The sequence below is a fragment of the Sphingobium sp. PNB genome (assembly GCF_019873065.1).
Classification (GTDB): domain Bacteria; phylum Pseudomonadota; class Alphaproteobacteria; order Sphingomonadales; family Sphingomonadaceae; genus Sphingobium; species Sphingobium fuliginis.
Genome location: NZ_JAINEZ010000024.1, coordinates 37,353 through 60,849, shown reverse-complemented (window position 1 = coordinate 60,849; position 23,497 = coordinate 37,353). Strand labels below are relative to the sequence as shown.

The 23,497-nt window shown below is 63.0% G+C and carries 19 protein-coding genes; 10 read left to right on the top strand and 9 right to left on the bottom strand.

Features of this window, described 5'->3' with window-relative positions:
* Positions 1-69 precede the first annotated feature (69 nt).
* The 6 genes from K7W03_RS10645 to K7W03_RS10620 all read right to left on the bottom strand — a co-directional run bounded on the left by K7W03_RS10645 (position 70) and on the right by K7W03_RS10620 (position 7,904).
* Positions 70-300, bottom strand: coding sequence for a hypothetical protein (locus K7W03_RS10645; RefSeq protein WP_222886286.1), 231 nt, complete (start codon positions 298-300; stop codon positions 70-72).
* 421 nt (positions 301-721) lie between these two features.
* A complete protein-coding gene (locus K7W03_RS28225) occupies positions 722-2,494 on the bottom strand; it encodes a tyrosine-type recombinase/integrase (protein WP_222886285.1) in 1,773 nt (590 codons plus the stop codon).
* Between the two features lie 421 nt (positions 2,495-2,915).
* Entirely contained in the window at positions 2,916-4,088 is a 1,173-nt protein-coding gene (locus K7W03_RS10635) for an acetyl-CoA C-acetyltransferase (RefSeq protein WP_222886284.1), read from the bottom strand.
* Between the two features lie 14 nt (positions 4,089-4,102).
* Positions 4,103-4,768, bottom strand: coding sequence for an NADPH-dependent F420 reductase (gene npdG / locus K7W03_RS10630; protein ID WP_222886283.1), 666 nt, complete (start codon positions 4,766-4,768; stop codon positions 4,103-4,105).
* On the bottom strand, positions 4,758-7,151 hold the full coding sequence (gene cofH / locus K7W03_RS10625) for a 5-amino-6-(D-ribitylamino)uracil--L-tyrosine 4-hydroxyphenyl transferase CofH (RefSeq protein ID WP_226870040.1): 2,394 nt from the start codon (positions 7,149-7,151) through the stop codon (positions 4,758-4,760). Before cofH ends, npdG begins: the two co-directional genes overlap by 11 nt.
* Positions 7,152-7,184: 33 nt before the next feature.
* Complete coding sequence (locus tag K7W03_RS10620) at positions 7,185-7,904, bottom strand: TetR/AcrR family transcriptional regulator (protein WP_222886281.1); 720 nt, start codon at positions 7,902-7,904, stop codon at positions 7,185-7,187.
* Between the two features lie 109 nt (positions 7,905-8,013).
* Here K7W03_RS10620 and K7W03_RS10615 point away from each other — a divergent pair, with 109 nt between their 5' ends.
* From K7W03_RS10615 to K7W03_RS10570, 10 genes are all read left to right on the top strand, one after another.
* On the top strand, positions 8,014-9,048 hold the full coding sequence (locus K7W03_RS10615; RefSeq protein ID WP_222886280.1) for a phosphotransferase family protein: 1,035 nt from the start codon (positions 8,014-8,016) through the stop codon (positions 9,046-9,048).
* Positions 9,049-9,070: 22 nt separating this feature from the next.
* Entirely contained in the window at positions 9,071-9,811 is a 741-nt protein-coding gene (locus K7W03_RS10610; protein ID WP_222886279.1) for an SDR family NAD(P)-dependent oxidoreductase, read from the top strand.
* A 23-nt stretch (positions 9,812-9,834) separates the two neighbouring features.
* A complete protein-coding gene (locus K7W03_RS10605; RefSeq protein ID WP_222886278.1) occupies positions 9,835-11,061 on the top strand; it encodes an acyl-CoA dehydrogenase family protein in 1,227 nt (408 codons plus the stop codon).
* A 32-nt stretch (positions 11,062-11,093) separates the two neighbouring features.
* Positions 11,094-12,425 (top strand): MFS transporter, encoded by a 1,332-nt coding sequence (locus K7W03_RS10600; protein ID WP_222886277.1) that lies wholly within the window; start codon positions 11,094-11,096, stop codon positions 12,423-12,425.
* Positions 12,425-13,960: an AMP-binding protein gene (locus tag K7W03_RS10595; RefSeq protein WP_222886276.1), complete on the top strand. Its 1,536-nt coding sequence runs from the start codon at positions 12,425-12,427 to the stop codon at positions 13,958-13,960. Before K7W03_RS10600 ends, K7W03_RS10595 begins: the two co-directional genes overlap by 1 nt.
* A gap of 5 nt (positions 13,961-13,965) precedes the next feature.
* Positions 13,966-16,044, top strand: a complete 2,079-nt coding sequence (locus K7W03_RS10590) for a PQQ-dependent dehydrogenase, methanol/ethanol family (protein WP_222886275.1) — start codon at positions 13,966-13,968, stop codon at positions 16,042-16,044.
* Positions 16,031-18,106, top strand: coding sequence for a 3-hydroxyacyl-CoA dehydrogenase NAD-binding domain-containing protein (locus tag K7W03_RS10585; protein WP_222886274.1), 2,076 nt, complete (start codon positions 16,031-16,033; stop codon positions 18,104-18,106). The genes K7W03_RS10590 and K7W03_RS10585 overlap by 14 nt, the downstream gene beginning before the upstream one ends.
* Positions 18,103-19,269, top strand: coding sequence for a thiolase family protein (locus K7W03_RS10580; protein WP_222886273.1), 1,167 nt, complete (start codon positions 18,103-18,105; stop codon positions 19,267-19,269). The genes K7W03_RS10585 and K7W03_RS10580 overlap by 4 nt, the downstream gene beginning before the upstream one ends.
* 3 nt (positions 19,270-19,272) lie before the next feature.
* Complete coding sequence (locus K7W03_RS10575; protein ID WP_222886272.1) at positions 19,273-19,689, top strand: Zn-ribbon domain-containing OB-fold protein; 417 nt, start codon at positions 19,273-19,275, stop codon at positions 19,687-19,689.
* 184 nt (positions 19,690-19,873) lie between these two features.
* Positions 19,874-20,788 carry an SMP-30/gluconolactonase/LRE family protein gene (locus K7W03_RS10570; RefSeq protein ID WP_319024307.1) on the top strand — a complete coding sequence of 305 codons (915 nt, stop codon included), beginning with the start codon at positions 19,874-19,876 and terminating at the stop codon, positions 20,786-20,788.
* Positions 20,789-20,836: 48 nt separating this feature from the next.
* On the opposite strand, the gene K7W03_RS10565 is transcribed toward K7W03_RS10570, so the two are convergent.
* From K7W03_RS10565 to K7W03_RS10555, 3 genes are read right to left on the bottom strand one after another with little or no spacing between them, the layout of a single operon-like run.
* Entirely contained in the window at positions 20,837-21,817 is a 981-nt protein-coding gene (locus K7W03_RS10565; RefSeq protein WP_226870037.1) for an NADPH:quinone oxidoreductase family protein, read from the bottom strand.
* Positions 21,818-21,820: 3 nt separating this feature from the next.
* On the bottom strand, positions 21,821-22,462 hold the full coding sequence (locus K7W03_RS10560) for a nuclear transport factor 2 family protein (RefSeq protein ID WP_222886270.1): 642 nt from the start codon (positions 22,460-22,462) through the stop codon (positions 21,821-21,823).
* A gap of 2 nt (positions 22,463-22,464) precedes the next feature.
* Entirely contained in the window at positions 22,465-23,472 is a 1,008-nt protein-coding gene (locus K7W03_RS10555) for an LLM class flavin-dependent oxidoreductase (protein ID WP_319024306.1), read from the bottom strand.
* Positions 23,473-23,497: the final 25 nt, after the last annotated feature.

Sequence of the window (23,497 nt, the reverse complement as noted above, 5' to 3'; positions counted from 1 at the left end):
CGCAGGCCATTGCTCAACCCGCGCTCATGCGCAACAAAGCTGCCAGCCTCTAATCCGCGCTGGTGGAAATCAGGGGGTCAGGTCACCACCAACGGCCTGCCGAAGCTTGCTTGACTGGTTTTTGCCGCAGGCGAGGGCGTGAACTTCAAGGTAGAGAGTGTCTACCAGCGCAATCATGGCAGGGGATGAAGGCGTGCTGGAAAGCGCTAAATAGCGGGCATTTGCTAATGCCTCCGCATCAATATCACCATCATGCGTGACGGGTGAGGCGTCATCAACGGCAGGGTGGGTAGCAAGCAATCTGTTTCTCCAAATGTATAGCCGATACAGGCGTCCATTTGGGGTAGTGACCAAATACCATGGCGCAACGCTTCTTAATAAGATTGCTTTGTATGTTGTCTTTGTATGCTCGTTGCAGATATTAAAAATAAAAACGTAACAAGTTATAGATAACATCTCTCTATGATTGTTATTTCTATTTTTTCTTATTTTAGATTCTTATACAGAACGTTTAGGTATATTTACAATTATGTTATCTGAAATATGAAATGAATCTATAGCTTTTAAACATACATCAATCTGAGAAAGGAAATGTATTTATAATCCGGGTAAAGATAATAGAAAAAGAGGAATATAGGACGGGATTATGACTGTCTGATCAGGAATCATGGATATTTCTTTCAAAATTCACATGGAAATGTGATTTTTGAAACCTTCTGTGTCAAAGGATCGGAATAACCAACCCTTTGTAAACACATCCTCTAATGGCAGGATAGGTTTCCTCTATTGGTATTTCTCCAATATATCGAGTATCCAATTCTGACTTCGAATGACCAACGACCTCATTCACGATGTTTGGATGAAGCTTATAATCTGCGCCAGCTAACATCGCCTTAAACGCGCCTCGCAGGGAGTGGAAAGTAACCTCTTGACGCGCCCCGACCAGTAACCGCCCTTCCAACATATTTGGAATGACCGTCCTATTAAAGGCTCGGATTATCTTCCCGTTGGACCAAGCCTTATCGTCATTCCGATTAGTGCTTTTTCCTTTTGTACTTAACCAGTCGGGAAACAACCTATCCGCGCCTGCTTCTCTAACCTTAGAAACATATTCCCGAAAGCCTAGTGACATGAGCGCGTCAAGAATGGGCACCTTACGCGAATAGCCGCCCTTCGTGCGCCGATGGACATTATCTCGAATAATCAAATGTGGAAAAACATCATCTATCATGACCTCAGAGGTCATAAGGCCGCCTAGCTCGCTTGCCCTGCATCCGGTTAATGCGGCGACCACTGGCACCCAATATTCGGCTCCCTTCAACCGATATGAACCCGAAATATGCGTCTGCGTCTTAGAAGCGCAGCCCGTAAACCATGGATGCTGAAAAATGAGATTCATTTCATCGACCGTCAGTCGGCGCTTTTCAGGCATGAGGGCACGATTGGGGCGGGCTACATAAGCGTCAACCCTTATATCAGCAGCAGGGTTGGGGCCAGAAAACCAGTCTCGATGGATCGCGTGATTGATAACAGTCCGAAGCAATCCGATCCGCTTTTTAACTGTCGCAGCGCTCGCCGGGCGAGACACGCTTCCAGCGGTTTTGCCTCCGATAACCTGTTTTGCAAGATGTTCAGCATAACCCTGAAAATCCTTGCGGGTGAGCGCATCAAGCCTCTTATTCCCTATGATCCGTTCGAAAAGGATCAGTGATGAGCGGACTTCTGTTGCAGTCCTGCTAGTTAGGTTTCGATATTCCATATAGCGATTGACGGCTTCACCAAGGGTCGGAACGGCATCCTCAACAGGTTGGCCCCGCTTGGTAAGGCGGGGCGTGACCCTACCTTCTATTAATGCCTGAATATCGTCATAGCCTCGCTGCGTACCGGCACGAATAGCACCAACGACCGCAGCAAATTCGTCTGATCCGACTGGCGCATTCCACCGCCGATTTTCGACAACCCAAAGCGCAGTCTCTACCGGAGTTTCAAAGGTGCCGTCGCCCTGCCCTCTTGCTTCCAAAGCTTTGTTGATGTCGTCGGCGAAAAGCTCAATCTCATACACCATCCGATTATATTCTTCGGCGTCCGCTGAACTGGCATCGGCTCTCATGTAGGCTTTTTCGAACGGGTCCGCCTTGAGCTTTCTGTAAAGATCGGCAAGTTCATTAAGATCGGCCTGAGTGACTGTGCGAAGCAAAGATTGTTCAGCGAAAACCGATGCTTTTGCTTTTTGTGGAATCCCGATGGAAGTTGAGGCGATACGCCGTTCAAAATCGGCGTGAGTAGCTTTAGCGGCCTCATGCATTTCCCCCTGATCCTTTGTCCTCAACGACACCCGGAACAAGGGCTGAGAGTTGAAATGGAAGGCATAGAGAGCGGGCTGACGCTTTACCCGTTCCGGAACACGCCGCTCATACTGAAAGACGCCCTTGCGCTCTCTGACATAACGCACCGCCGCCGCCAAAAGCTCTTCCTTATCTGCCGATTGTCTCACACTTTGTCTCACAGTAGGATCATCTATAAGCCCGTTTTTCAACAGGATTTTGATTTCCCTAACAGATTTTTAAAGTGGTTAATAGTCCAGCAGGGCTCACCACCACCTTTGTGGGGATCGCCGCTTCAATCCGGCGTCACTCGACCGCCTTGATCACGAGTGCGGCGAAGCACCATATTTCGATTGAAACCAACAGGCCGAACAAAATGCCGAACATGGCATCAGGCTTCAGAGCGTCGTCCATCTGCCCTCTCCATTTCTTTCTGGAAGATGAACGGCTTAACCGTGCGTCTGGTTCCCGGAGCGTTTCGACGCACAGCCTCGGTTCACCGCATTGGCGATCATCGCCATGCGGGGCCTTTCTCTCGCGGTTCAGCATTTTGAGTGCGGGAGGGCGCCCGCACTCCGTCGTGCCCCCTCGTCAGAGCCTTTCCACTATGGTCACATTGGCCATGCCACCTGCTTCGCACATGGTTTGCAGCCCATAGCGGGCGCGCCGGTCGTGGAGGGCGCTGACCAGCGTCGCCATCAGCTTGGCGCCCGATCCGCCCAGCGGATGACCAAGCGCGATCGCGCCGCCATGGACATTGAGCCGGGCGGGATCGGCGTCCAGCACTTGCGTCCAGGCGAGCGGCACCGGGGCGAAGGCTTCGTTGACCTCATAAAGATCGATGTCGGAAAGCTTCATCCCCGCCCGGGCAAGCGCCTTTTCGGTCGCGGGAATGGGCGCTTCCAGCATGATGACGGGATCGTGGCCGAGCACCGTCATCTGGTGCACGCGGGCCAGCGGCGTCAGGCCGTGCGCCTTGAGGCCCGCTTCGTTGACCACGAGCAGCGCGGCGGCGCCGTCGCAGATCTGGCTGGCGCTGGCGGCGGAGATCACGCCACCTTCGGCCAACAGCTTGACACTGGCGATCCTGTCCAGGCTGGCGTCGAAGCGTATGCCTTCGTCGACCTTGTGGACGACCGTTTCGCCTTCCGGGGTGACGACTTCGAGGGGAATGATCTCCGCATCGAACTTGCCCGCCTGCGTCGCGGCGGCGGCGCGGAGATGGCTTTCGAGCGAATAGGCGTCCAGCACGTCGCGGGTCAGGCCATATTTCTTCGCCAGCATCTCCGCGCCGCCAAACTGGCTGAAGGGCTGGTTCGGGTAGCGCGCCTCGATGCCGGGGCTGCGATAGGAGCCGAAGCCGTGCTTGGCGGGCAGCGTCCAGGGCAGGCCCATGGGCACGCGGGTCATGCTTTCGACGCCGGCGGCGATCACCACATCCTGTACGCCGGACATCACCGTCGCGGCGGCGAAGTGCAGCGCCTGTTGCGAGGAGCCGCATTGGCGGTCGACATGGGTGCCGGGGACGGATTCGGGGAGGCCTGACGCCAGCACGGCGTTGCGGGCGATGTTCGCGCCCTGCTCGCCGCCGGGGCAGGCGCAGCCCATGATGACATCCTCTACGGCGGAGGGATCGATGCCGGAGCGCTCGACCAGCCCTGCAAGGACTTTGCCTGCGAGATCGGCGGGGTGGACGGCGGCGAGGCGGCCGCCCCGCTTGCCGCCAGCGCTGCGGGCGACGGCGGCGATATAGGCTTCTGCCATCAATCTTCTCCTGTTTAGACGCCGGTGATGCGGATGCCGGAGCCGGGGACTTTATATTTGCGGTTGAGGGCGATCAGGACGGAGGTGAGCCCCTCCGCCACGACCGAATTGCAGAGCGGGCCTGCATTCCAGGCGCGCAGGCCGATCTCCTGCGCCAGCGCGACCACCGTGTCGGCGGCTTCGCTGTCGTCAGCGCAGACCAGGACGTCGCATTCGATTTCCTCGTCCAGCCTGGTCAGGTGATGGGCGCTGATATTCTGGAAGGCGGAGACGACGCGGACTCCTTCGCCCAGCATTTTCTGGACGGCTTCGACGGCGGAGCCGCCTTCGGGCAGTTGCACGCGGCTGACCTTGGGCGGGACCAGAGGCACGGTCACGTCGATCAATATCTTGCCTGCCAGCGCCGGTTCGACATCCTTCACCGTCGATTGCTGCGCAGCATAGGGAACCGCGAGGACGACGATGTCGGCCTGCGCGGCGGCGTCCGGGTTGGCGGCGCCGGTGACGGCGCCCTGCCCCAGAACTTCGTTCATCTGGGCGGCGGCTTCCTGCGCGCGCTCGGCGGTGCGGCTGCCGATGATGACTTTATGGCCCTTATGCGCCCAGCGGAGCGCGAGGCCGCCGCCTTCCTTGCCGGTGCCGCCGAGGACGGCGATGCTCGCCAGAGCTTCATTCTGCATAGGCTAAACTCTCCTGTTCTTTTCGACGCCTGCGCGGAGGCGTGAGGATCATGGGCGTGAGTTGCGCGGCATCCATGCCGCGGTCGTGAATATGCTGCGCGACCGCGCCATAGGCGGTGCTGCGCTGGCGCGGGGTGCGGCCGAGCGAGCGGATCAGCGCCTCCATTGCGGCGGGGGGCATTTCCTGGCCATGCTGCGTTCCTGCTGCGCGGGAGATGCTCTCGTTCATCAGCGTGCCGCCCAGATCGTTCGCGCCGGAGGTGAGGCAGGCCTTCACCCCCTCCTCGCCCAGCTTGACCCAGCTCGTCTGGATCGAACGGATATGCGGGTGCAGCGCGAGGCGGGCGACGGCGTGCATCAGGCGGACTTCGCGGAAGGTCGGGCCGTGGCGAGCCTCGCCGCGCAGGCCCATGGGCGCTTCCATATGGACGAAGGGCAGCGGCACGAATTCGGTGAAGCCGCCGGTGCGGCGTTGCAGGTCGCGGATGCGGATCAAATGGCGCGCCCAATGGCGGGGCGTGTCGACATGGCCGAACATGATGGTGGCGGTGGTGCGGAAACCGACCCTGTGCGCGGTTTCGATGACGTCCAACCATTGATCGGTGTCGAGCTTGTCGGGGCAGATGATGGCGCGGATCTCATCGTCCAATATCTCCGCGGCCGTGCCGGGGAGCGTGTCGAGACCCGCCTCCTTCAAGCGGGTGAGGAATTGTTCGACCGTCAGGCCCAATGTCGCCGCGCCTTGCGATACCTCCAGAGGCGAGAAGGCGTGGATGTGCATCTCCGGCACGGCGGCGCGGACGGCTTTGGCGAGATTGATATAGGTCTCGCCGGTATAATGGGGGTGGATGCCGCCTTGCAGGCAGACTTCCGTGCCACCGCGATCCCATGCCTCCCGGGTGCGGCGGACGACTTCCTCAAGATCGAGATCATAGGGCTTGCCGCGCAGTTGCTCCGCCTTGTCGCCCTTGGAAAAGGCGCAGAAGCTGCATTTATAAAGGCAGATATTGGTATAGTTGATGTTGCGGTTCACGACATAGGTGACGGCGTCGCCCATCACCTGTTCGCGCAAGGCGTCGGCGCTGTCGCAAATATGTTCAAGGTCGGTTTCGCGGGCGGAGAAGAGGGTCGCGATCTCCTCTTCATCCAGCAGCGCGCCCGTCATGGCGCGGTCGACGATGGCGGCGATCCCGGGATCGACCGGCAGGGTCGAGGGGCGCGTGATGCGGGGCTCCAGCGCTATGCCGGGGGACCATTTGTCCTCGCGGGCGAAGCCCTCCGCATCGGCATGGGCGAGAATATGGCGCACCATCGCCTTGTCCTGCCAGCGCGCATTGTCCTGCGCATAGGCGGGATAGACCGGCAGGCGGGCCACGAGCATCCGACCCTCCCCTTCGGTCGCCATGCGCAGGCGCTCGACTTCGGGCCAGGGCGCTTCGGGGTTCACATGGTCGGGCGTGACTGGCGAGACCCCTCCCCAATCGTTGATCCCCGCCGACAGCAGGCGCGGAAAATCGGCGGCCGACAGGTTCGGCGGCGCTTGGATGTTCATATCCGGCCCAAGGACGATGCGGGCGGCGGCGATGGTCCAGAGCAGTTCGTCCATGTCCGGTTCGGGCGCATGGGCCATCACCGTGCGTTCCTTGGCGCGGAAATTCTGGACGATGACTTCCTGGATATGGCCGTAGCGCTGGTGCAGGTCGCGGATCGCTTCGAGCGCTTCGATCCGTTCGGCGCGGGTTTCACCGATGCCGATCAATATGCCGGTGGTGAAGGGGATGCGCAGTTCGCCCGCCAGCCGGATCGTCTCCAGCCGCGCCGCCGGTTCCTTGTCGGGCGAGCGATAATGCGCGCCGCCTTTCCGGCAGAGGCGGTCGGAAACGGACTCCAGCATCAGGCCTTGCGACACGGATACGCGGCGGAGCGCAGCCATTTCCTCACGGGTCATCACCCCGGCGTTGATATGCGGCAGCAGGCCGGTTTCATCCCGCACCAGCGCGGCCATTTCGATGAGGTAGGAAATGGTGCTCGCATGGCCCAGCCGCACCAGTTCCTCCCGCGCCGCGGCGAAGCGCAATTCCGGCTTGTCGCCCAGCGTGAACAGCGCCTCGGTGCAGCCCGCCGCCTTGCCCGCGCGGGCGACCGCCAGCACTTGATCGCGGGTCATATAGGCGTTCTCGCCGGGCCGGGGCGGCTGCGAGAAGGTGCAATAATGACAGAGATTGCGGCAAAGCTGGGTCAGCGGAATGAAGACCTTGCGCGACCAGCTCTGCACCCGGCCATGGCCCTCATCGCGCAGCGCGGAGGCGGCGGCGAGCAGGTCGGCCAAGGGCGTGTCCAGCAATGCCGCCGCCTGTCCGCTCATCCCGTCCCTGCCTGTCATCATCCTCTCCATCATCTTGTCCTTGCGCCCTTCTCAGCCGACCGGCCCCGGCGGCTCCGGGATCGCGGCCCCTGCTCCACCGATCCGTGCCAGCATGTCCTTCGGAAGATCGGCCTGCGCATCCAGCAGGGCGACCAGCGACTGCATGAAATGTTCGAGGCTGGATTCGCTGCCCCACATGGGATGCGCACGGCTGCGGTCGGCCAGGGCGCGCTGCCGCGCGGAAAGCACGGCGCTGATATAGGCGCCCATGAAGACGAAGCGCTGGTTCTGAAGCGCGGGCGGCAGATGGGGCATCAGCCGGCGCAGATGGTCGAGACAGCGGCCATAGGCGCGGTTCCATGCCGGATCGATCGCGTCCAGCATCATGTCCCTGTGCGTCATGGCGAAGATCACGATGAACTGGACATAATGATCGTCCGACAGGCCCAGCACCGGCTCTATCAGGATGTTCACCACCTGCCGGATGGTGCGGGGGCCGCCCTGCTCCTCCAGCAAGTCCAGCGCGGCATTGCGTTCGCGATCCAGCGCCACCGCGCCGTCCATGACGATGGCCCGCACCAGTGCTTCCTTCGACCCGAAATAATAGCCGACCGCACCATGATTCTTCTGCCCGGCCGCCGCCGCGATCTCCCGCACGGTGACGCCGTCGACGCCCCGTTCCGCGAACAGGCGCAACGCGACTTTCTTGATCTGCCCGGCAGCGGCGCTGCGAGCGGCATCATCGGCCCTGGCAAGTTGAAGTCTGACCATGTGTGCATTTTTCTCATTGCCAAGTGCGTTCGTCAAGTGCATTATCCAATTGATCTAATCGACGGTCGAACAGTCGAGAAAAGCGAGGGATGCCCTAGTGAAATCGTCCGTGGAATCAGCATCGGGACCGACGGTCGACATCGAGTCGCTGGCGGCGTGGATGACGGACCGGGGACTTGGCTCCGGCCCGCTGACCGACGTGACGCCGCTCGCGGGAGGGACACAGAATATCCTGCTGCGCTTCAGCCGCGACGGGCGCGACTATGTGTTCCGCCGCCCCCCTGCGCATCCCCGCCCGAACAGCAATGAGACGATGCGGCGGGAGGCGCGGCTGCTGCGCGCTTTGGCCGGGACGGACGTGCCGCATCCGGGGCTGATCGCGGATTGCGGCGATGAGAGCGTGATGGGCGTCGCCTTTTACCTGATGGAGCCGGTGGACGGCTTCAATCCGGTCGGGCAATTGCCGGAACCGCATGCCGGTTCGCCCGCGATGCGCCATGCCATGGGGCTGGCGCTGGTGGACGGGATCGCGGCGCTGGGCGCGCAGGACCATCAGGCGCTGGGATTGAGCGATTTCGGAAAGCCGGAGAATTTCCTCGGGCGGCAGGTGGATCGCTGGCGGTCGCAACTTGCGGGCTATGGCGAGTTTGACGGGTGGACGGGGCCGCAAGCGCTGCCGTCCGTCGGCGCGGTCGGGGATTGGCTGGAACGGCACCGTCCGGACCGGTTCACGCCCGGCATCATGCATGGCGACTATCATCTGGCCAATGTGATGTATCGCAAGGATGGGCCGGAACTGGCGGCGATCATCGACTGGGAACTGGCGACCATTGGCGATCCGCTGCTGGACCTGGGTTGGGTGCTGGCCACTTGGCCGGACGGGAAGTCGGAAAGCACCGTATCGGTCAGGCCGTGGGACGGTTTTCCGAGCGCCGGGGAACTGGTGACGCGCTATGCCGAAGGGTCGGCGCGCGATCTGTCTGCGGTCGACTGGTATCATGTGCTGGCCTGCTACAAGCTCGGCATATTGCTGGAGGGCACCCATGCCCGCGCCTGCGCCGGGAAGGCGCCGCGCGAGACCGGCGACAGGCTGCATAGCCGCGCCATCCATCTGTTCGAACGCGCTGAGGCGCTGATCCGCTGACATGCATGAGAGGGAATTTCCTTTGACCAACGAACTCGACTTCACCGGGAAGACGGTGCTGGTGGTCGGCGGATCGAGCGGCATCGGCAACGGCATGGCGCAGGCCTTCCGCCAGCGGGGCGCGCAGGTCCATGTCTGGGGCACGCGGGCGAGCGCGGCGGACTATGCGGGCGAGGAAGGATCGGACCTTGAGGGCGTCGGCTATACGCAGGTCGATGTCAGCGACGCGGCGACGATCGCGGCGACGCCAGTGCCGTTCGACAAGCTCGACGTGCTGATCCATTCGCAGGGCACGGTGCTCTACCGGCGGCAGGAGTTTGAGGCCGAGGGCTGGAACAAGGTGATGGCGGTCAATCTCGACTCCATCCTGCATATCTCCAACCTGTGCCGCGAAGCGCTGGCCGCCGCCAAAGGGACGATCATCGTCGTCAGCTCCATCGGTGCGTTCAAGGCGACGTTCGGCAATCCGGCCTATGCGGCTTCGAAGGCGGGGGCGGTCAATCTGGTGCGGGCGCTGGCGATTGCCTGGGCGGGCGACGGCATCCGCGTCAACGGTATCGCGCCCAGCCTGGTCGACACCAAGATGACCAAGGTGACGATGGACAATGACGAGCGGCGCGCGCGCGCACTGGCCAAGATTCCGATGGGCCGCTTCGGGGCGGTGGAGGAAATGGCGGGGGTGGCGCTGTTCCTGGCCTCTCCCCTCGCCGGTTACATTTGCGGGCAGACGCTGGTCGTGGACGGCGGCCTCACCCTTAGCTGAATTTATCCGAGAAGGATCAAGCGATGGATTTCGAATATTCCGACAAGGTGAAGGCGCTGCAAGCGCGGCTCATCGATTTCATGGACGCCCATGTCTATCCGATCGAGAAGGAGCGCGACCATTTTCACCATGACCCCGCGAACCTGTGGAAGCGCTGGCCGGGGACGGAGGAGATCAAGGCGAAGGCGAAGGAAGCGGGGCTGTGGAATCTGTTCCTGCCGCATGAATATGGCGAATGGAGCCCCGGCCTCACCAATCTGGAATATGCGCCGCTGGCCGAGATTATGGGCCGGGTGATCGGGTCGTCGGAATATTTCAACTGCTCCGCGCCGGACACGGGCAATATGGAGGTGTTGGCGCGCTATGGCACGCCGGAGCAGCAGGAGAAGTGGCTGAAGCCGCTGCTGGATGGCACGATCCGCTCCTCCTATGTGATGACGGAGCCGGAGGTCGCTTCCTCGGACGCCACCAATGTCGCCACCACCATCATCGCGGACGGCGACGATTATGTCATCAACGGCCGCAAATGGTGGATTTCGGGGGCGCTCGATCCCCATACGAAGGTGTTTATCCTGCTCGGCAAGACGCCCAATGACGGGGCCCGCCACAGGCAGCATTCGCAGATTCTGATCCCGGCCGGCACGCCCGGCATAGAGATCGTCCGGCCACTCGACGTCATGAACGCGGTCCATTCACCCGGCGGCCATGCGGAAATGGTCTTCAAGGATGTGCGCGTGCCCAAGGCCAATCTGATCCTGGGCGAAGGGCGCGGGTTCGAGATCGCGCAGGGCCGCCTGGGGCCGGGGCGCATCCATCATTGCATGCGCCTGATCGGGCAGGCGCAGCGGGCGCTGGAATATATGGCGCGACGGGTGGAGAACCGCGTCGCCTTCGGGCGCAAGCTGGCCGATCAGGGGAGCATCCGGCAGGACATCGCCCTCTCCTTCTGCGAGATCGAGCAGGCGCGCCTGCTGACGCTGAAGGCTGCCGATGCGATGGACCGCTATGGCAACAAGGTCGCCAAGGACTTGATCGCCGCGATCAAGATCGTCGCGCCGCGCATGACCCAGACCGTTGCCGACCGGGCGATGCAGGTGTTCGGCGGCATCGGCATGTCGAGCGATTTCCCGCCCGCCGCAGCCTTCATGAATGCACGCTACCTGCGCTTCGCGGACGGTCCGGACGAGGTGCATATGGCGCAGCTTGGCAAGCTCAAGATCGCTGAACTGAACGAACTGCCGGTGCGCTGAAGATTTTGAGCGGAAAGGCGAGGATCATGCTGATGAGCGCCCGGAACCAGAATGACAGCCGGACCAATCCGGGCCTTGGCAGCGCCTGGTGGATGGTGGCGGTTCTGTTCGGGCTCTATGTGCTGAGCTGGGTCGACCGGCTGATCGTGTCGATGCTGGTGACGCCGATCAAGGCGCATCTGCTGCTGTCCGATGTGCAGATCAGCATGATCACCTCGACCTCCTTCGCGATCTTCTATGCGATTTTCGGCCTGCCCTTGGGTTGGGCGGCGGATCGCTTTTCGCGGCGCTGGATCATCTTCGGCGGCGTGGTGATATGGGGCGTCGCGACCACGGCCTGCGGCTTTGCGCAAAGCTATGAGGCGCTGCTGATCGGGCGCATCTTCGTCGGGATCGGGGAGGCGGCATTGCTGCCCGCCGCCTATTCGCTGATTGCCGACGCCTTTCCTTCGCACCTGTTGACGCGGGCGACGTCGACCTTCCAGACGGCGGGCAAGGTGGGATCGGCCACCGCCTTTGCCTTGGGCGGCGTCGCCATCGCCTTTGCGACGGCGCATAGCGGCATCCATATTCCCTTCCATGGCCCCGCCCAGCCCTGGCAGTTGGTCATGATGATGGTCGGCGTGCCGGGCATATTGCTCGCGCTGCTGCTGTTCACCTTCCCCGATCCGGGCCGCCGCCGGACGCCCGGTGCTGCCGCGAACGGGGAGCAGAAGGGGCTGATAAAGGCCTTCGTCACGCAGAACTGGAAGCTGCTGGCGCTGATGCTGGTTGGCACGTCCGCCCTCGCCATGTGCGGCTATTCCATGACCAACTGGGTGCCCGCCTATATCGAGCGGCATTTCGGGTGGAAGCCGGTGCAATATGGCTTTGCGCTGAGCCTGATGAACATCGTGTCCGCCGTGTCGCTGGTGGTGAACGGGTGGATCGTGGACAAGCTGTTCGCGCGGGGGATGAAGGACGCGCATCTGCGCTTCTACGGCTGGCTGATCCTCGGTTTCCTGCCGGTGATCGCCTACATGTTCTTCGCGACGAACCCCTATGTGTTCCTCGCCTGCTATTGCGTGGCGCAGTTCATCACCGTGCCTTTCATGGTCTATGTTTCCTCGGTCATGGGGCTGATCGCGCCGGCGACGATCCGGTCGCGGATGCTGGCGTCCTTCCTGTTCGTCTTCACCATATTGGGCCAGGGCGCTGGGCCCGCCATCGTCGCGGCGCTGACCCAATATGTGTTCCATGACGAGGGAGCGCTGGGCCGGTCGCTGGCGGTCGTGGTCACGGTCAGTTCCATCCTTGCCCTCATCTCCTTCCGCATGGCGCTGAGATACCTCGCGCCGGCCATTGCTTCCCGAAAGGACGTCTGATGTCTTTGACCATCGGCGGGGTCGATCCCGCGCGCCGCGACCAGCTTGCCCTTGCCGACGAGCGGGTGACCTATGACTGGCACCAGTTGGACGACCTGCTCAACCGGGCGGCCAATGCGCTGAACGGGCTGGACCTCACCGAACGGCGGGTGGCGGTTTTCGCGCCCAACAGCGCGGAGACGGTGATCGCCTATGTCGCCTGTCTGGAGGCGGGCATTTCCAGCGTGCCGGTGAGCTTTCACCTGACGCCTTCGGAGGCGGCCTATATTTTGAAGGACAGCGGCGCGGTGGCGCTGCTCGTCGGGCCGGAGACGATGGAGGCGGGACTTGCCGCCGCGGGGGAAGCGGGCGTCGGGACCGTGATCGGCTGGCGCTGTCCGGAGCGGGAAGGCGTCATCCATTGGGAGGAGTGGCTGGCGGCGGCTTCGGCGCAAGAGCCGGACCATGATGTGCCGCCGCTGCCGCACCTTCACTATACCTCCGGCACGACCGGACGGCCCAAGGCGACCGAGACGCCGCCGCAATATTTCCCTCGCGTCGCGACCGTGAAGGCCCTGGCCGAAGCGATCCGGCCGAAGATCACGCCCTCGCCGGGCATAGCGGTGGGGCCGCTTTATCATACCGGGCCGCTGGGCATGGCGCGCAACGTCTTTGGCGGGATGAGCCTCATCACGGTCGAGCATTTCGATGCGGAAAGGACGCTGGCGCTGATCGAGAAATATAAGGTCAAAGGCTCCGTGATGGTGCCGACCCATTTCCAGCGGATGCTGGCGCTGCCGGAAGAGGTGCGGGCGAAATATGATGTGTCGAGCATCCAGCGGCTTGCCCATACCGGCGCCGCCTGTCCGCGTGCCGTCAAGCAGGCGATGATCGACTGGTTCGGGCCGGTGCTGGTGGAGGCCTATGGCGGGACCGAAGCGGGGTCGACCACCTTCATCACCTCGCAGGAATGGCTGGAGCGGCCGGGCTCCGTCGGCAGGGCGCTCGCGCCATTCGAGACGGTTATTTATGGCGAGGATGGGCGGATACTCGGTCCCAATGAGGTCGGGCAGGTCTATTTCCGCGACACCAGCGGTTACGGCATCGTCTATCGCGGCGATCCGGAGAAGACCGCCGCCGCGCATATCGCGCCGGGCGTCTTCACGCTGGGCGAGATGGGCTATGTCGATGAGGAGGGCTATCTCTTCATCACCGACCGGGTGTCCGACATGATCGTGAGCGGTGGGGTGAATATCTATCCCGCTGAATCCGAGCATGTGCTGCTGCGCCATCCCAAGGTCGCGGACGTCGCGGTGGTGGCCGCGCCCAATGCCGAAATGGGCGAGGAAGCGCGGGCGCTGGTCATTCCGAAGGATGCGGGCGATCCGCCGACGGCTGAGGAACTCAACGCCTTTTGCCGGGCGAATCTGGCCGGGTATAAATGCCCGCGCGGCTATGAGATGGTCGACGACATCGGCCGCACCGTCATGGGCAAGGTCAACAAGAAGGCGCTGCGCCAGCGCTTCTGGCCTTCCGACCGCACCATCGGGGGTTGAGTTTCATGCGCTTCCTTCTGCCCCTGCTGCTGTTGCTGGCTGCCTGCGCGCCTTCGGGCGAGGCGAGGCGCGATGGGAGCGATTGGCCGGGCTATGGCGGGATCGATGAGAACCACTATAGTCCGCTTACCGAGATCAACGACGGCAATGTCGGCAAGCTGAAGCTCGCCTGGTATCATGACATTGGCGGTGGCGGGTCGAGCCTTTCCGCGCCCATCGCGGTGGACGGCATCCTCTATTACGCCTCGGGCTATAGCGTCATTCATGCGCTGGATGCCTCGACCGGGCGCGAACTGTGGACCTACGACCCGCAAAGCTGGAAGGTCGCTGGGCAGAAGATGCGCGCCGCCTGGGGCATTCGCGGCATCGCCTATGATAATGGCATGGTCTTCACCGGGACAATCGACGGGCGGCTGATCGCGATCAACGCCCGCTCCGGCCATCCCGTCTGGACCGCGCAGACCATCGGCAAGGATGACGAGCGTTACGTCACCGGCGCGCCCTGGGTGTTCAAGGGGAAGGTCATCATCGGCCATGGCGGAGCGGACTTCGCGCCGATCCGGGGCTATGTGACCGCCTATGACCAGAAGACGGGGAAGCAGCTCTGGCGCTTCCATACCGTGCCGGGCGATCCGAAGCTGGGGTTCGAGAACAAGGCGATGGCCATGGCCGCCAAGACATGGACCGGCCAGTGGTGGAAATATGGCGGTGGCGGGACGGCGTGGAACGCCATGGCCTACGACCCCAAATATAACCGCATCTATATCGGGGTCGGCAATGGTTCTCCGTGGAATCAGAAGATCCGCTCGCCGGGCGGCGGGGATAATCTCTTCCTCTGCTCCATCGTCGCGCTGGACGCGGATACGGGCGACTATGTCTGGCACTATCAGACCAATCCCGGCGAGACATGGGACTTCAACAGCGCGATGGACATCGAGCTGGCCCGGCTCAAGATCGGCGGAAAAGAGCGCGACGTGCTGATGCACGCGCCGAAGAACGGCTTCTTCTATGTGATCGACCGGGAGACGGGAAAGCTGATCTCCGCCCACAATATCGTGCCGGTCAACTGGGCGAGCGGCATCGACATCAGGAGCGGGCGGCCGGTCGAGAATCCGGCGGCGCGCTATCCCGGCGGGAAACCGGCCATCGTCTATCCCTCCCCCTTCGGCGCGCATAATATCGAGGCGATGTCGTTCAATCCGGGGACGGGGCTGGTCTACATCCCGACCATGGATCAGGGGCGGGTCTATATCGATCCGGCCGAGCCGTTGCAGGGCTGGAAGCATCTGGACGGCCAGCGGATCAGTGTCGGCACGGGCGCGCCGCCTGCGGGCGTGGCGCCGGACCGGCCCGCGACCAGCTTCCTGCTGGCCTGGAATCCGGTGACGCAGAGCGAGGCATGGCGCGTGCCCATGCCCGGCATCAGAGGCGGCGGCGGCACCGCGACGACGGCGGGCAATCTGCTGTTCCAGGGCAATGCGGCGGGCAGGTTCGTCGCCTATGCGGCGAACAGCGGCAGGCCGCTCTGGTCCTTCGACGCGCAGACGGCGGTGATGGCGCAGCCGATCACCTACAGAGCGCGTGGGCGGCAATATGTGACGGTGATCGCCGGTTCCCGCTTCCCCAGCGCCACCGGCATGGGGCGGGATTGGAATTATCGCACGCAGCAATGGCGCGTCCTGACCTTCTCGCTCGATGGCAAGGCCAGCCTGCCGCCAGTGCAGCCGGTGGAAACGCCGGTGATCGACATGCCGGATTTCGCCGTCGATCCCGCCAAGGCCGTCATCGGCGCGGGCGTGTTCGGTCAGCGTTGTTCCATCTGCCATGGCGCCAATGCCGTGTCGGGCGGCGCAGCCCCTGACCTGCTGCAATCGGGCGTGCCGATCGACAAGGGCAGTTTCGAGGAGGTGCTGCACAAGGGCATTTTGCGTGAGCGGGGCATGCCGCGCTTCGAGGAACTGACCGACGCAGAGATCGAAGGTCTTCAACATTATTTCCGCCAACGCGCTCGTGAAGTGCTGGCTGCGCAAGCCGCAGGCAAGCCGGGCGCCCAGACACATAGAGGCTTGAATGAAGGTCAATGACGTCGTCACCTATGAGGTGGACGGTCCCATCGCGGTCATCACGGTCAATTCGCCGCCGGTGAACGCGCTCTCCAACGCCGTGCGGCAGGGCGTCGCGGGCGCGGTGCAGACAGCCATCGGGGATAGTGGCGTGGGCGCCATGGTGCTGATCTGCGAGGGGCGCACCTTCTTCGCCGGGGCGGACATCACCGAATTCGGCAAGCCGCAGGTCGAACCCTCGCTGCGCAACCTGCAACTGATCGTGGAGAATGCGACCAAACCGGTGATCGCCGCGATCCATGGCACGGCGCTGGGCGGCGGGCTGGAGCTGGCGCTGGTGGCGCATTATCGCATCGCCGTGCCTTCGGCCAAATGCGGGTTGCCGGAGGTCAATCTGGGCCTGCTGCCCGGTGCTGGCGGCACGCAGCGTCTGCCGCGCATTGTCGGGGTGGAAAAGGCGCTGGACCTCATCACGTCCGGCGCTCCCGTCGGTGCAAAGGCCGCGAAGGAGATGGGGCTGGTCGATGAACTGGCGGCGGAGGGCAGTCTGCGCGCCGACGCCATCGGCTTCGCCCAGCGCGTTCTGGACGAGGGGCGCCCGCTGCTCAAGGTCCGCGACCGCAGCGAGAAACTGGACGAAGCGCGCGGCAAGCCGGAAATCTTCGCGGACTTCCGCAAGGCCAATGCGAAGAAATTCCGGGGCTTCAAGGCGCCGGAGCATATCATCCGCTGCATCGAGGCCGCGCTGGAGAAGCCCTTTGACGAAGGCATGGCCTATGAGCGCGAACTGTTCAACGAGCTTCAGGCCGACAGCCAGTCCGCCGCCCAGCGCCATGTCTTTTTCGCGGAGCGGCAGGCGGCCAAGATCGTGGGGCTTGCCGCCGACACGCCGACCCTGCCCATCGCCAAGGTCGGCGTGATCGGCGCGGGCACCATGGGCGGCGGCATTGCGATGAACTTCGCCAATGTCGGCATCCCCGTGACCATCGTCGAGGCGAAGCAGGAAGCGCTCGACCGCGGCCTAAAGATCATTCGCGGCAATTATGAAACCACCGCGAAGAAGGGCAAGATGAAGCCTGAGGATGTCGACACCCGCATGGGCCTGCTGACCGGATCGGTGGCGATGGAGGATCTGGCCGACTGCGACCTGATCATCGAGGCGGTGTTCGAGAATCTGGAGGTCAAGCGCGAGGTGTTCGCCAAGCTCGACAGGATCGCCAGGCTGGGCGCGATTCTGGCCACCAACACCAGCTATCTCGACATTGACGACATCGCCGCCGCTACGTCCCGGCCGGAGAGCGTGGTCGGGCTGCACTTCTTCTCACCCGCCAATGTGATGAAGCTGCTGGAGGTCGTTCGCACCAAGGACACCAGGCCCGAGATCATCGTGACCGCGATGAAGCTCGCCAAGACCATCGGGAAGATCGGCGTGCTGGTGGGCAATGGCTTCGGCTTTGTGGGCAACCGCATATTGGCTGCGCGCAACACTCAGGCGGATCGGTTGGTGTTGGAAGGCGCGACGCCCTGGGCGGTCGACAAGGTGCTCTATGACTTCGGCTTTGCCATGGGGCATTTCCAGATGCGCGATCTGGTGGGGCTGGATGTCGGCTGGAACCGGGAGGCGACCAGTTCCGCCAATGTGCGGGAAATCCTCAACGAGATGGGCCGCCATGGGCAGAAGACGAAGGGCGGCTATTATGATTATGACGAGAACCGCAGGCAGACGCCCTCCACCGTCGCTATGCAGGTCATCGAGGATTTCGCCGCGAAACAGGGCATCGTCCGACGCGCAGTGAGCGACGAGGAAATCCACGACCGTATCCTGTTCGCCATGGTGAATGAGGGGGCGCGGATTCTGGACGAAGGCATCGCATCGCGGGCGTCGGACATCGATATTGTCTGGATCACGGGTTATGGCTGGCCGAAATATCGTGGCGGGCCGATGTTCTGGGCTGATTTGCAGGGTCTGCCGGTCGTTCTCGAAAAACTGAAGGCGCTGGAGGCCGCGCATGGCGAAGCGTTCAGCCCCTCCCCGCTGATCGAGCGGCTGGTGGCGCAGGGCAAGGGGTTCAAGGACGCATGACGCTTCAGAAGGGCCTTGGAGGCAACCGTATCGCCATCACCGGGGTCGGTGAAACCCCCTTCCTGCGCAAAGGCGAGGAAGGGGTCATGAAGATGATGACCCGCGCCAGCCTGGCGGCGATTGCCGATGCGGGCCTGACGCCGAAGGACATAGACGGCTATATCTCCAACAAATATGCGGGGCATGGGTCGGACGAGGTCGCCTTTGCGATCGGGGCTGGCGAGAAGCGCTTTTGCGCCACCACCGACAGCGTGGGCGGCACGGCGACATCGGGGCAGGCTCTGCAACTGGCGCAGATGGCGATCGAGGCGGGTTTGGCCCGGCATGTGCTGGTGCCCTATGCGATCCAGTCGACCAAGCCGGGCGGCGTCTATGGCTTCCATGCGCGGGAGCCGCAGAAGGCCGGGATCGAAATGCCGGTCGGCTTCTTTGGCCAGCCCACTTATTTCGCGACCATGGCTAACCGCTATGCCCATGAATATGGCATGACGGAGGAGGAGCAGGCATCCATCCCCATGACCTATCGCGCCTGGGCGGTGCTGACGCCGAGCGCGCAGCGGCGTGATCCGATGGACCTCGAAGCCTATCGCCAGTCGCCCATGATCTCGACGCCTTTGCGGGCGGCGGATTGCTGCCTCACCACCGATGGCGGCGGCGCCTATGTGGTGAGCGCCATTGAGGAAGCGCGGGACATGCCGCATCCGGTTGTGAGCGTGCAGGGGCTGGGGCTGGGCTTCAACAACTGGCCGCAGGGGGTGCTGTTCACCCAGACGCCCTGCACCTATGACTTTCCCGGCGAGGTTTCCGCGAAGCTCGCTTATGCCATGGCGGGCTGCGATCCCAAGGATCTAGACCTCGCGCAGATTTATGACGGCTTCACCATCTCCGCGCTGGTGCAGACGGAGATGCTGGGCCTGTGCGAGCGGGGCGACGGGCCACGCTTCTATGCGGCGGGGCATGGGATGCCGGGCGGGCGGATGCCGATCAACACCAGCGGCGGGCATATGTCGGGCGGCTATGTGCCGGGCATGAACCTGCTGATCGAGGCCGTGCGGCAGTTGCGCGGGCGAGAGGGCGAGCGGCAGGTGCCGGACGCGAAGCTCTGCGCCATCGCGGGGCTTGGCGGCAACAATCATTCCACCACCATATTGGCGCGGAGCTGATCCATGGGCATTCCGATACATCCTCCCAAGATCGAAGACCCGCTGTTCCAGGGCTATTATGACGGGCTGGAAGCGGGGGAACTGCGCATCACCGCCGACGCCGGGACGGGGGAATGGATATGGTATCCGCCCGAGGTCATTCCCGGAAAGCCCGACGCCGTGCTGGAATGGCGGCCGGTTTCGCCGGAGGGCAGCGCTTACACCTTCACCACCGTGATACGCAGCCTGCTGCCGGGCGATCATAAGGCGGAGGTGCCCTTCACCGTCGTTCTGTTCGAGCCGGACGATGCGCCGGGCGTGCGGGTGCCGGGGCTGCTGGTTGGCGCTGAGGGCGTGGAACCGCGCTGCGGGATGCGGTTGAGGTTCCAGCCCGTGCAGGCGGGGGATCACAAGATCGCCGGCTTTGCGCCCATTGGGTGAGGAGAGCATGGTGAAACAAGCTTCCCTCACCCCCGTTCGGGCTGATGGCTTGTCCAAACTCGCTCTCGGGCGTCGCGAGATATTATTGGGTGGGGCAAGCATGGCTCTCACCAGTTGCGTGCCATCAACAGGAATTGGACGAGCCCTACCTCTAAAACCTCTCGCTCTCAACGATTTCACACTCGTGCGCGGCAGTCTGGACGCGCCCGAAGGCATAGCGAGCAGCCCCGATGGGCGCCTGTTCATCTCCAATGGGGGTGGGGCCATCGGCGTGCTGGAGCGGGACGGAACGCTGCGCCAGATCGGCAAGGCGCTGGCGCCCAATGGCGTGGCGGTCGACCGGGAGGGCCGCGTCATCGTCGCCAATATGGGCCTGCTCAACAAGGGGCCGGGGCCATTGCAGCGGATCGATGTCGCGACGGGAACGGTCGAGACGCTGGTGTCGGAACTGGAGGGGCGGCAGTTGGTCGCCTCCAACGGTCCGGCGACGGCGCGCAATGGCGACATTTACTGCACGCACAGCAGTTGGGGGCCTATCGGCAATATCGGCACGACCACGCCTGCCGGTTTCATCTACAGGGTCGCGGCCGATGGCAGGGCTTCCATCGTGGCCCGCAATCTGCGCGGGGTGAACGGCCTCTGCCTCGATCGTGAGGAACGCTTTGTTTATGCATCGCTAACCGCTGAAGGGCGCATAAGGCGCTGGCGGAGGCAGGCGGACGGATCTCTCATCGATCCGCAGGATTATGGGCCGCAACTGGGCGTGGTGATCCCCGATCATCAGGCGAAGGACATTCGCGCCATGGCGACGGCTGAGCGCGCGGATCTGGGTTATTGCGACGGCATCGCTTTCGATGCGGCGGGCAATCTCTGGGTGACGCTGCCCTTCGCCAATCGGATCGTTGCGATCACGCCGGATGGGCGGAAGGTGGATATTGTCCATGATCCCGAAGGCAGGATGCTCTCCAGCCCCACCAATCTCTGCTGGGGCGGAGCGGATTTGCGCGACCTTTACGTCGTCTCGCGGGCAAGCGGCGTGGTGGTGAAGGCGCGGACGGATATTGCGGGCCTGCCGTTGGCGAACTGGCCTGCGGCTTAAAGCGACATACTCCCGCAAAGGCAGGAGCACGTCGCCCTGTGGGGAAGCTTAGCTCGCCAGCTCGATCACGATCTTGCCCTGCACCTTCCGGTCCATCATCCAGCGGATCGCCTCACGGCTTTCCTCGAAGGAGAAGCGCTTGCTGACTTCGGGGCGCAGGCCGCCCTCCTCATACCAGCGATAGAGCTGCGCCATATTTTCCGCATGGATGTCCGGTTCGACACGGCTGTGCACGCCCCAGGTCACGCCGATGATGGCGGCCGTCTTCACCAGCGGCAGGTTGAGCGGGATTGCCGGGATCGTCCCCGCCGCGAAACCCACGACCAGATAGCGCCCGTCCCAGCCCATGGTGCGAAAGGCCGGTTCCGACAGCGCGCCGCCGACCGGATCGAAGATCACATCGACGCCGCGTTCGCCCGTCAGGGCCTTCACCGCCTGTTTGAGATCGTCCCGAGCGTAGTTGACCGTCTCGTCAGCGCCATGGGCGCGGGCAAGGGCGAGCTTCTCCTCTGTCGAGGCGGCGGCGATCACATGCGCGCCCATCCGCTTGCCGACCTCGACCGCCGCGAGGCCGACGCCGCCCGCTGCGCCCAGCACCAGCAGCGTCTCGCCCGGCTGCAACCGGCCGCGCTGGCGCAAGCCGTGGAGCGCCGTCGCATAGACCATGGTGAAGCCCGCGGCCACGTCGAACCCCATCCCCTCCGGGATCATGGCGGTACGGAAAGCAGGCGCTATCGCAAATTCAGCGAAGGCGCCTTCGAAGGGGATGGTCGCCACCCTGTCCCCGACGCGAAGGCCGCTGACGCCCTCCCCCAATGCATCGATGATGCCCGCCGCCTCGCTGCCCGGAATGAAGGGCAAGGGCGGCTGCCTCTGGTACAGGTTCCGGATCATCAGCGCGTCGGGGAAATTGACGCTGGCGGCCTTCACCCGGAAGCGGATTTCGCCCGCCTTCGGTTCCGGCGCGGGCACATCCGCGAAATGCAGTTCTTCCGGCGGCCCATGATGTTCGCACAGCAAAGCACGCATGAATCAGCTCCCTTCGAACTGCTGGCGCATCCTGTAATAATCGTCGCTCGGATATTTCTCGCTATGCTGCCCCGCCGGCCATTGCGCATAGGGGATTTCCGACGGGAAAGCGGGCGAGGTGTAATCCGACAGGCCGCGGCGGCGGATGATCTTCCACACACCGTTGCGCCGTTCCAGATCGTCGAGATAGCGGCCCTGGAAGAAGACATCCTCCTCGCCCGTGCCATCCTTGCGGTCGCGGCGATGCTGCGCGAAATAATAGCATTCGGAGAAGGCCTTATCCCCCTTCACCTCGACCGAGACGTTCGAGATATGGTGGCAGGCATATTTGAGCCCCGAGATGATCTTGAAGGCGAAACCCACGAAATCGGAGGATTTGCCTTCGAACTTCCCATGTTTATGCGTCGATTCCGGCCAAAAGAGCGAGCGCAGCAAAGCCTCGTCCGCCCGGTCGTTGGATCGGGCATAGGCATGGAGCAATTCGGTGATCGCCTGCCTGGATTCGATCACATCCAGACGCTCGGCCATGCTCATCGGCTTGCCTTTCCCTTTTGCGGGCGCGGCCGAAGCCTGACCCACCGCAGCCAGTCCGAAAGGAACGGCCAGCATGGCGGCCAGCGTGCCGCGACGGTTCTGTCCTTCCATGCTCATTCTCCCGGAATTTCCAGCAGGCCCGGCTCGGCCTTGAGCCGGGGCAGCACTTCCTTCTCGAACAGGCGCAGGCTGCGCCAGGAGACTTCGGGGTCCAGCCCGCCCAGCAGCGCGTGGAACGTGACCGCCGTGCCGCGTCCCAGATCCTTGAGATAAGCGAAACATTCGTCCGGCGTCAGCAGCTTGATATTGGGCATGGCCTTCAGCCCTTCGATCGTCTCGGCCGCGCTGTAGCGGGTCTGGCCGGTGCCGCGTTCCTGCGCCCATTGCGCATAGGTGTTGGTCGCATAGGCGACATGTGGCGCCACCAGCGGCCAGTCGCGATCCGGATCGTCCGAGACGTAGAGGAAGCTGGCGGCGGGCTTGCGCAGCTCCTCCGGCGGTCCGAAGCCTGCCTTTGCCCGCTCCTCCTTGTAGAGCGTGAAGAGGTCCGGATGGCCGGGGAAATATTGATAGCCGCCCTTGGCCGCGCGGATCGCGGACTTGTCGGTCGAGCCGCCCATGTAGATTTTCGGGCCGCCCGGCGTGGCGGGCGCGGGCGTCACGCGGACGGTGCGGCCGCGAAATTCGAAGGGCTCACCGGTCCAGGCACTCTTCAGCGTCGCCATCGCCTCGTTCATGATGGCGAGCCGCTTGCTGATGTCGCGGTCGAACATCTCGAACTCATGCGGGCGATAGCCCATGCCCGCCGTCAGCCAGATGCGGCCCGGTGCGATATTGTCGAGTACAGCGAGGTCTTCGGCCAGGCGCAGCGGATCGTGCATCGTCACCACAAGGGCGGAAAGATGGGCGACGATATTCTGTGTAGCGCCAAGGATCGAAGCGGCCTGGATCATGGAGGACGGGCAATAGCCGCCCTCCGCGCCATGATGTTCGGCCAGGAAGACCTGGGTGAAGCCAAGCCCGTCGGCCCATTGCGCCTGCTCGATCGCGGTGCGGTAGAGCAGCGGATGCGGCGCGCCGAAATCCGGGCGGTTCATGTCGTAGCGAAGGTTGAGTTGCACCTTGGCGATTCCTCTCTTTATCGTG

Coding starts and splice junctions, on each gene's coding strand:
- K7W03_RS10580 (WP_222886273.1), top strand. CDS start 18,103: ATGACGCTTCAGAAGGGCCTTGGAGGCAACCGTATCGCCATCACCGGG.
- K7W03_RS10575 (WP_222886272.1), top strand. CDS start 19,273: ATGGGCATTCCGATACATCCTCCCAAGATCGAAGACCCGCTGTTCCAG.
- K7W03_RS10565 (WP_226870037.1), bottom strand. CDS start 21,817: ATGCGTGCTTTGCTGTGCGAACATCATGGGCCGCCGGAAGAACTGCAT.
- cofH (WP_226870040.1), bottom strand. CDS start 7,151: ATGACAGGCAGGGACGGGATGAGCGGACAGGCGGCGGCATTGCTGGAC.
- npdG (WP_222886283.1), bottom strand. CDS start 4,768: ATGCAGAATGAAGCTCTGGCGAGCATCGCCGTCCTCGGCGGCACCGGC.
- K7W03_RS10585 (WP_222886274.1), top strand. CDS start 16,031: ATGAAGGTCAATGACGTCGTCACCTATGAGGTGGACGGTCCCATCGCG.
- K7W03_RS10590 (WP_222886275.1), top strand. CDS start 13,966: ATGCGCTTCCTTCTGCCCCTGCTGCTGTTGCTGGCTGCCTGCGCGCCT.
- K7W03_RS10620 (WP_222886281.1), bottom strand. CDS start 7,904: ATGGTCAGACTTCAACTTGCCAGGGCCGATGATGCCGCTCGCAGCGCC.
- K7W03_RS10635 (WP_222886284.1), bottom strand. CDS start 4,088: ATGGCAGAAGCCTATATCGCCGCCGTCGCCCGCAGCGCTGGCGGCAAG.
- K7W03_RS10595 (WP_222886276.1), top strand. CDS start 12,425: ATGTCTTTGACCATCGGCGGGGTCGATCCCGCGCGCCGCGACCAGCTT.
- K7W03_RS10600 (WP_222886277.1), top strand. CDS start 11,094: ATGAGCGCCCGGAACCAGAATGACAGCCGGACCAATCCGGGCCTTGGC.
- K7W03_RS10560 (WP_222886270.1), bottom strand. CDS start 22,462: ATGGAAGGACAGAACCGTCGCGGCACGCTGGCCGCCATGCTGGCCGTT.
- K7W03_RS10605 (WP_222886278.1), top strand. CDS start 9,835: ATGGATTTCGAATATTCCGACAAGGTGAAGGCGCTGCAAGCGCGGCTC.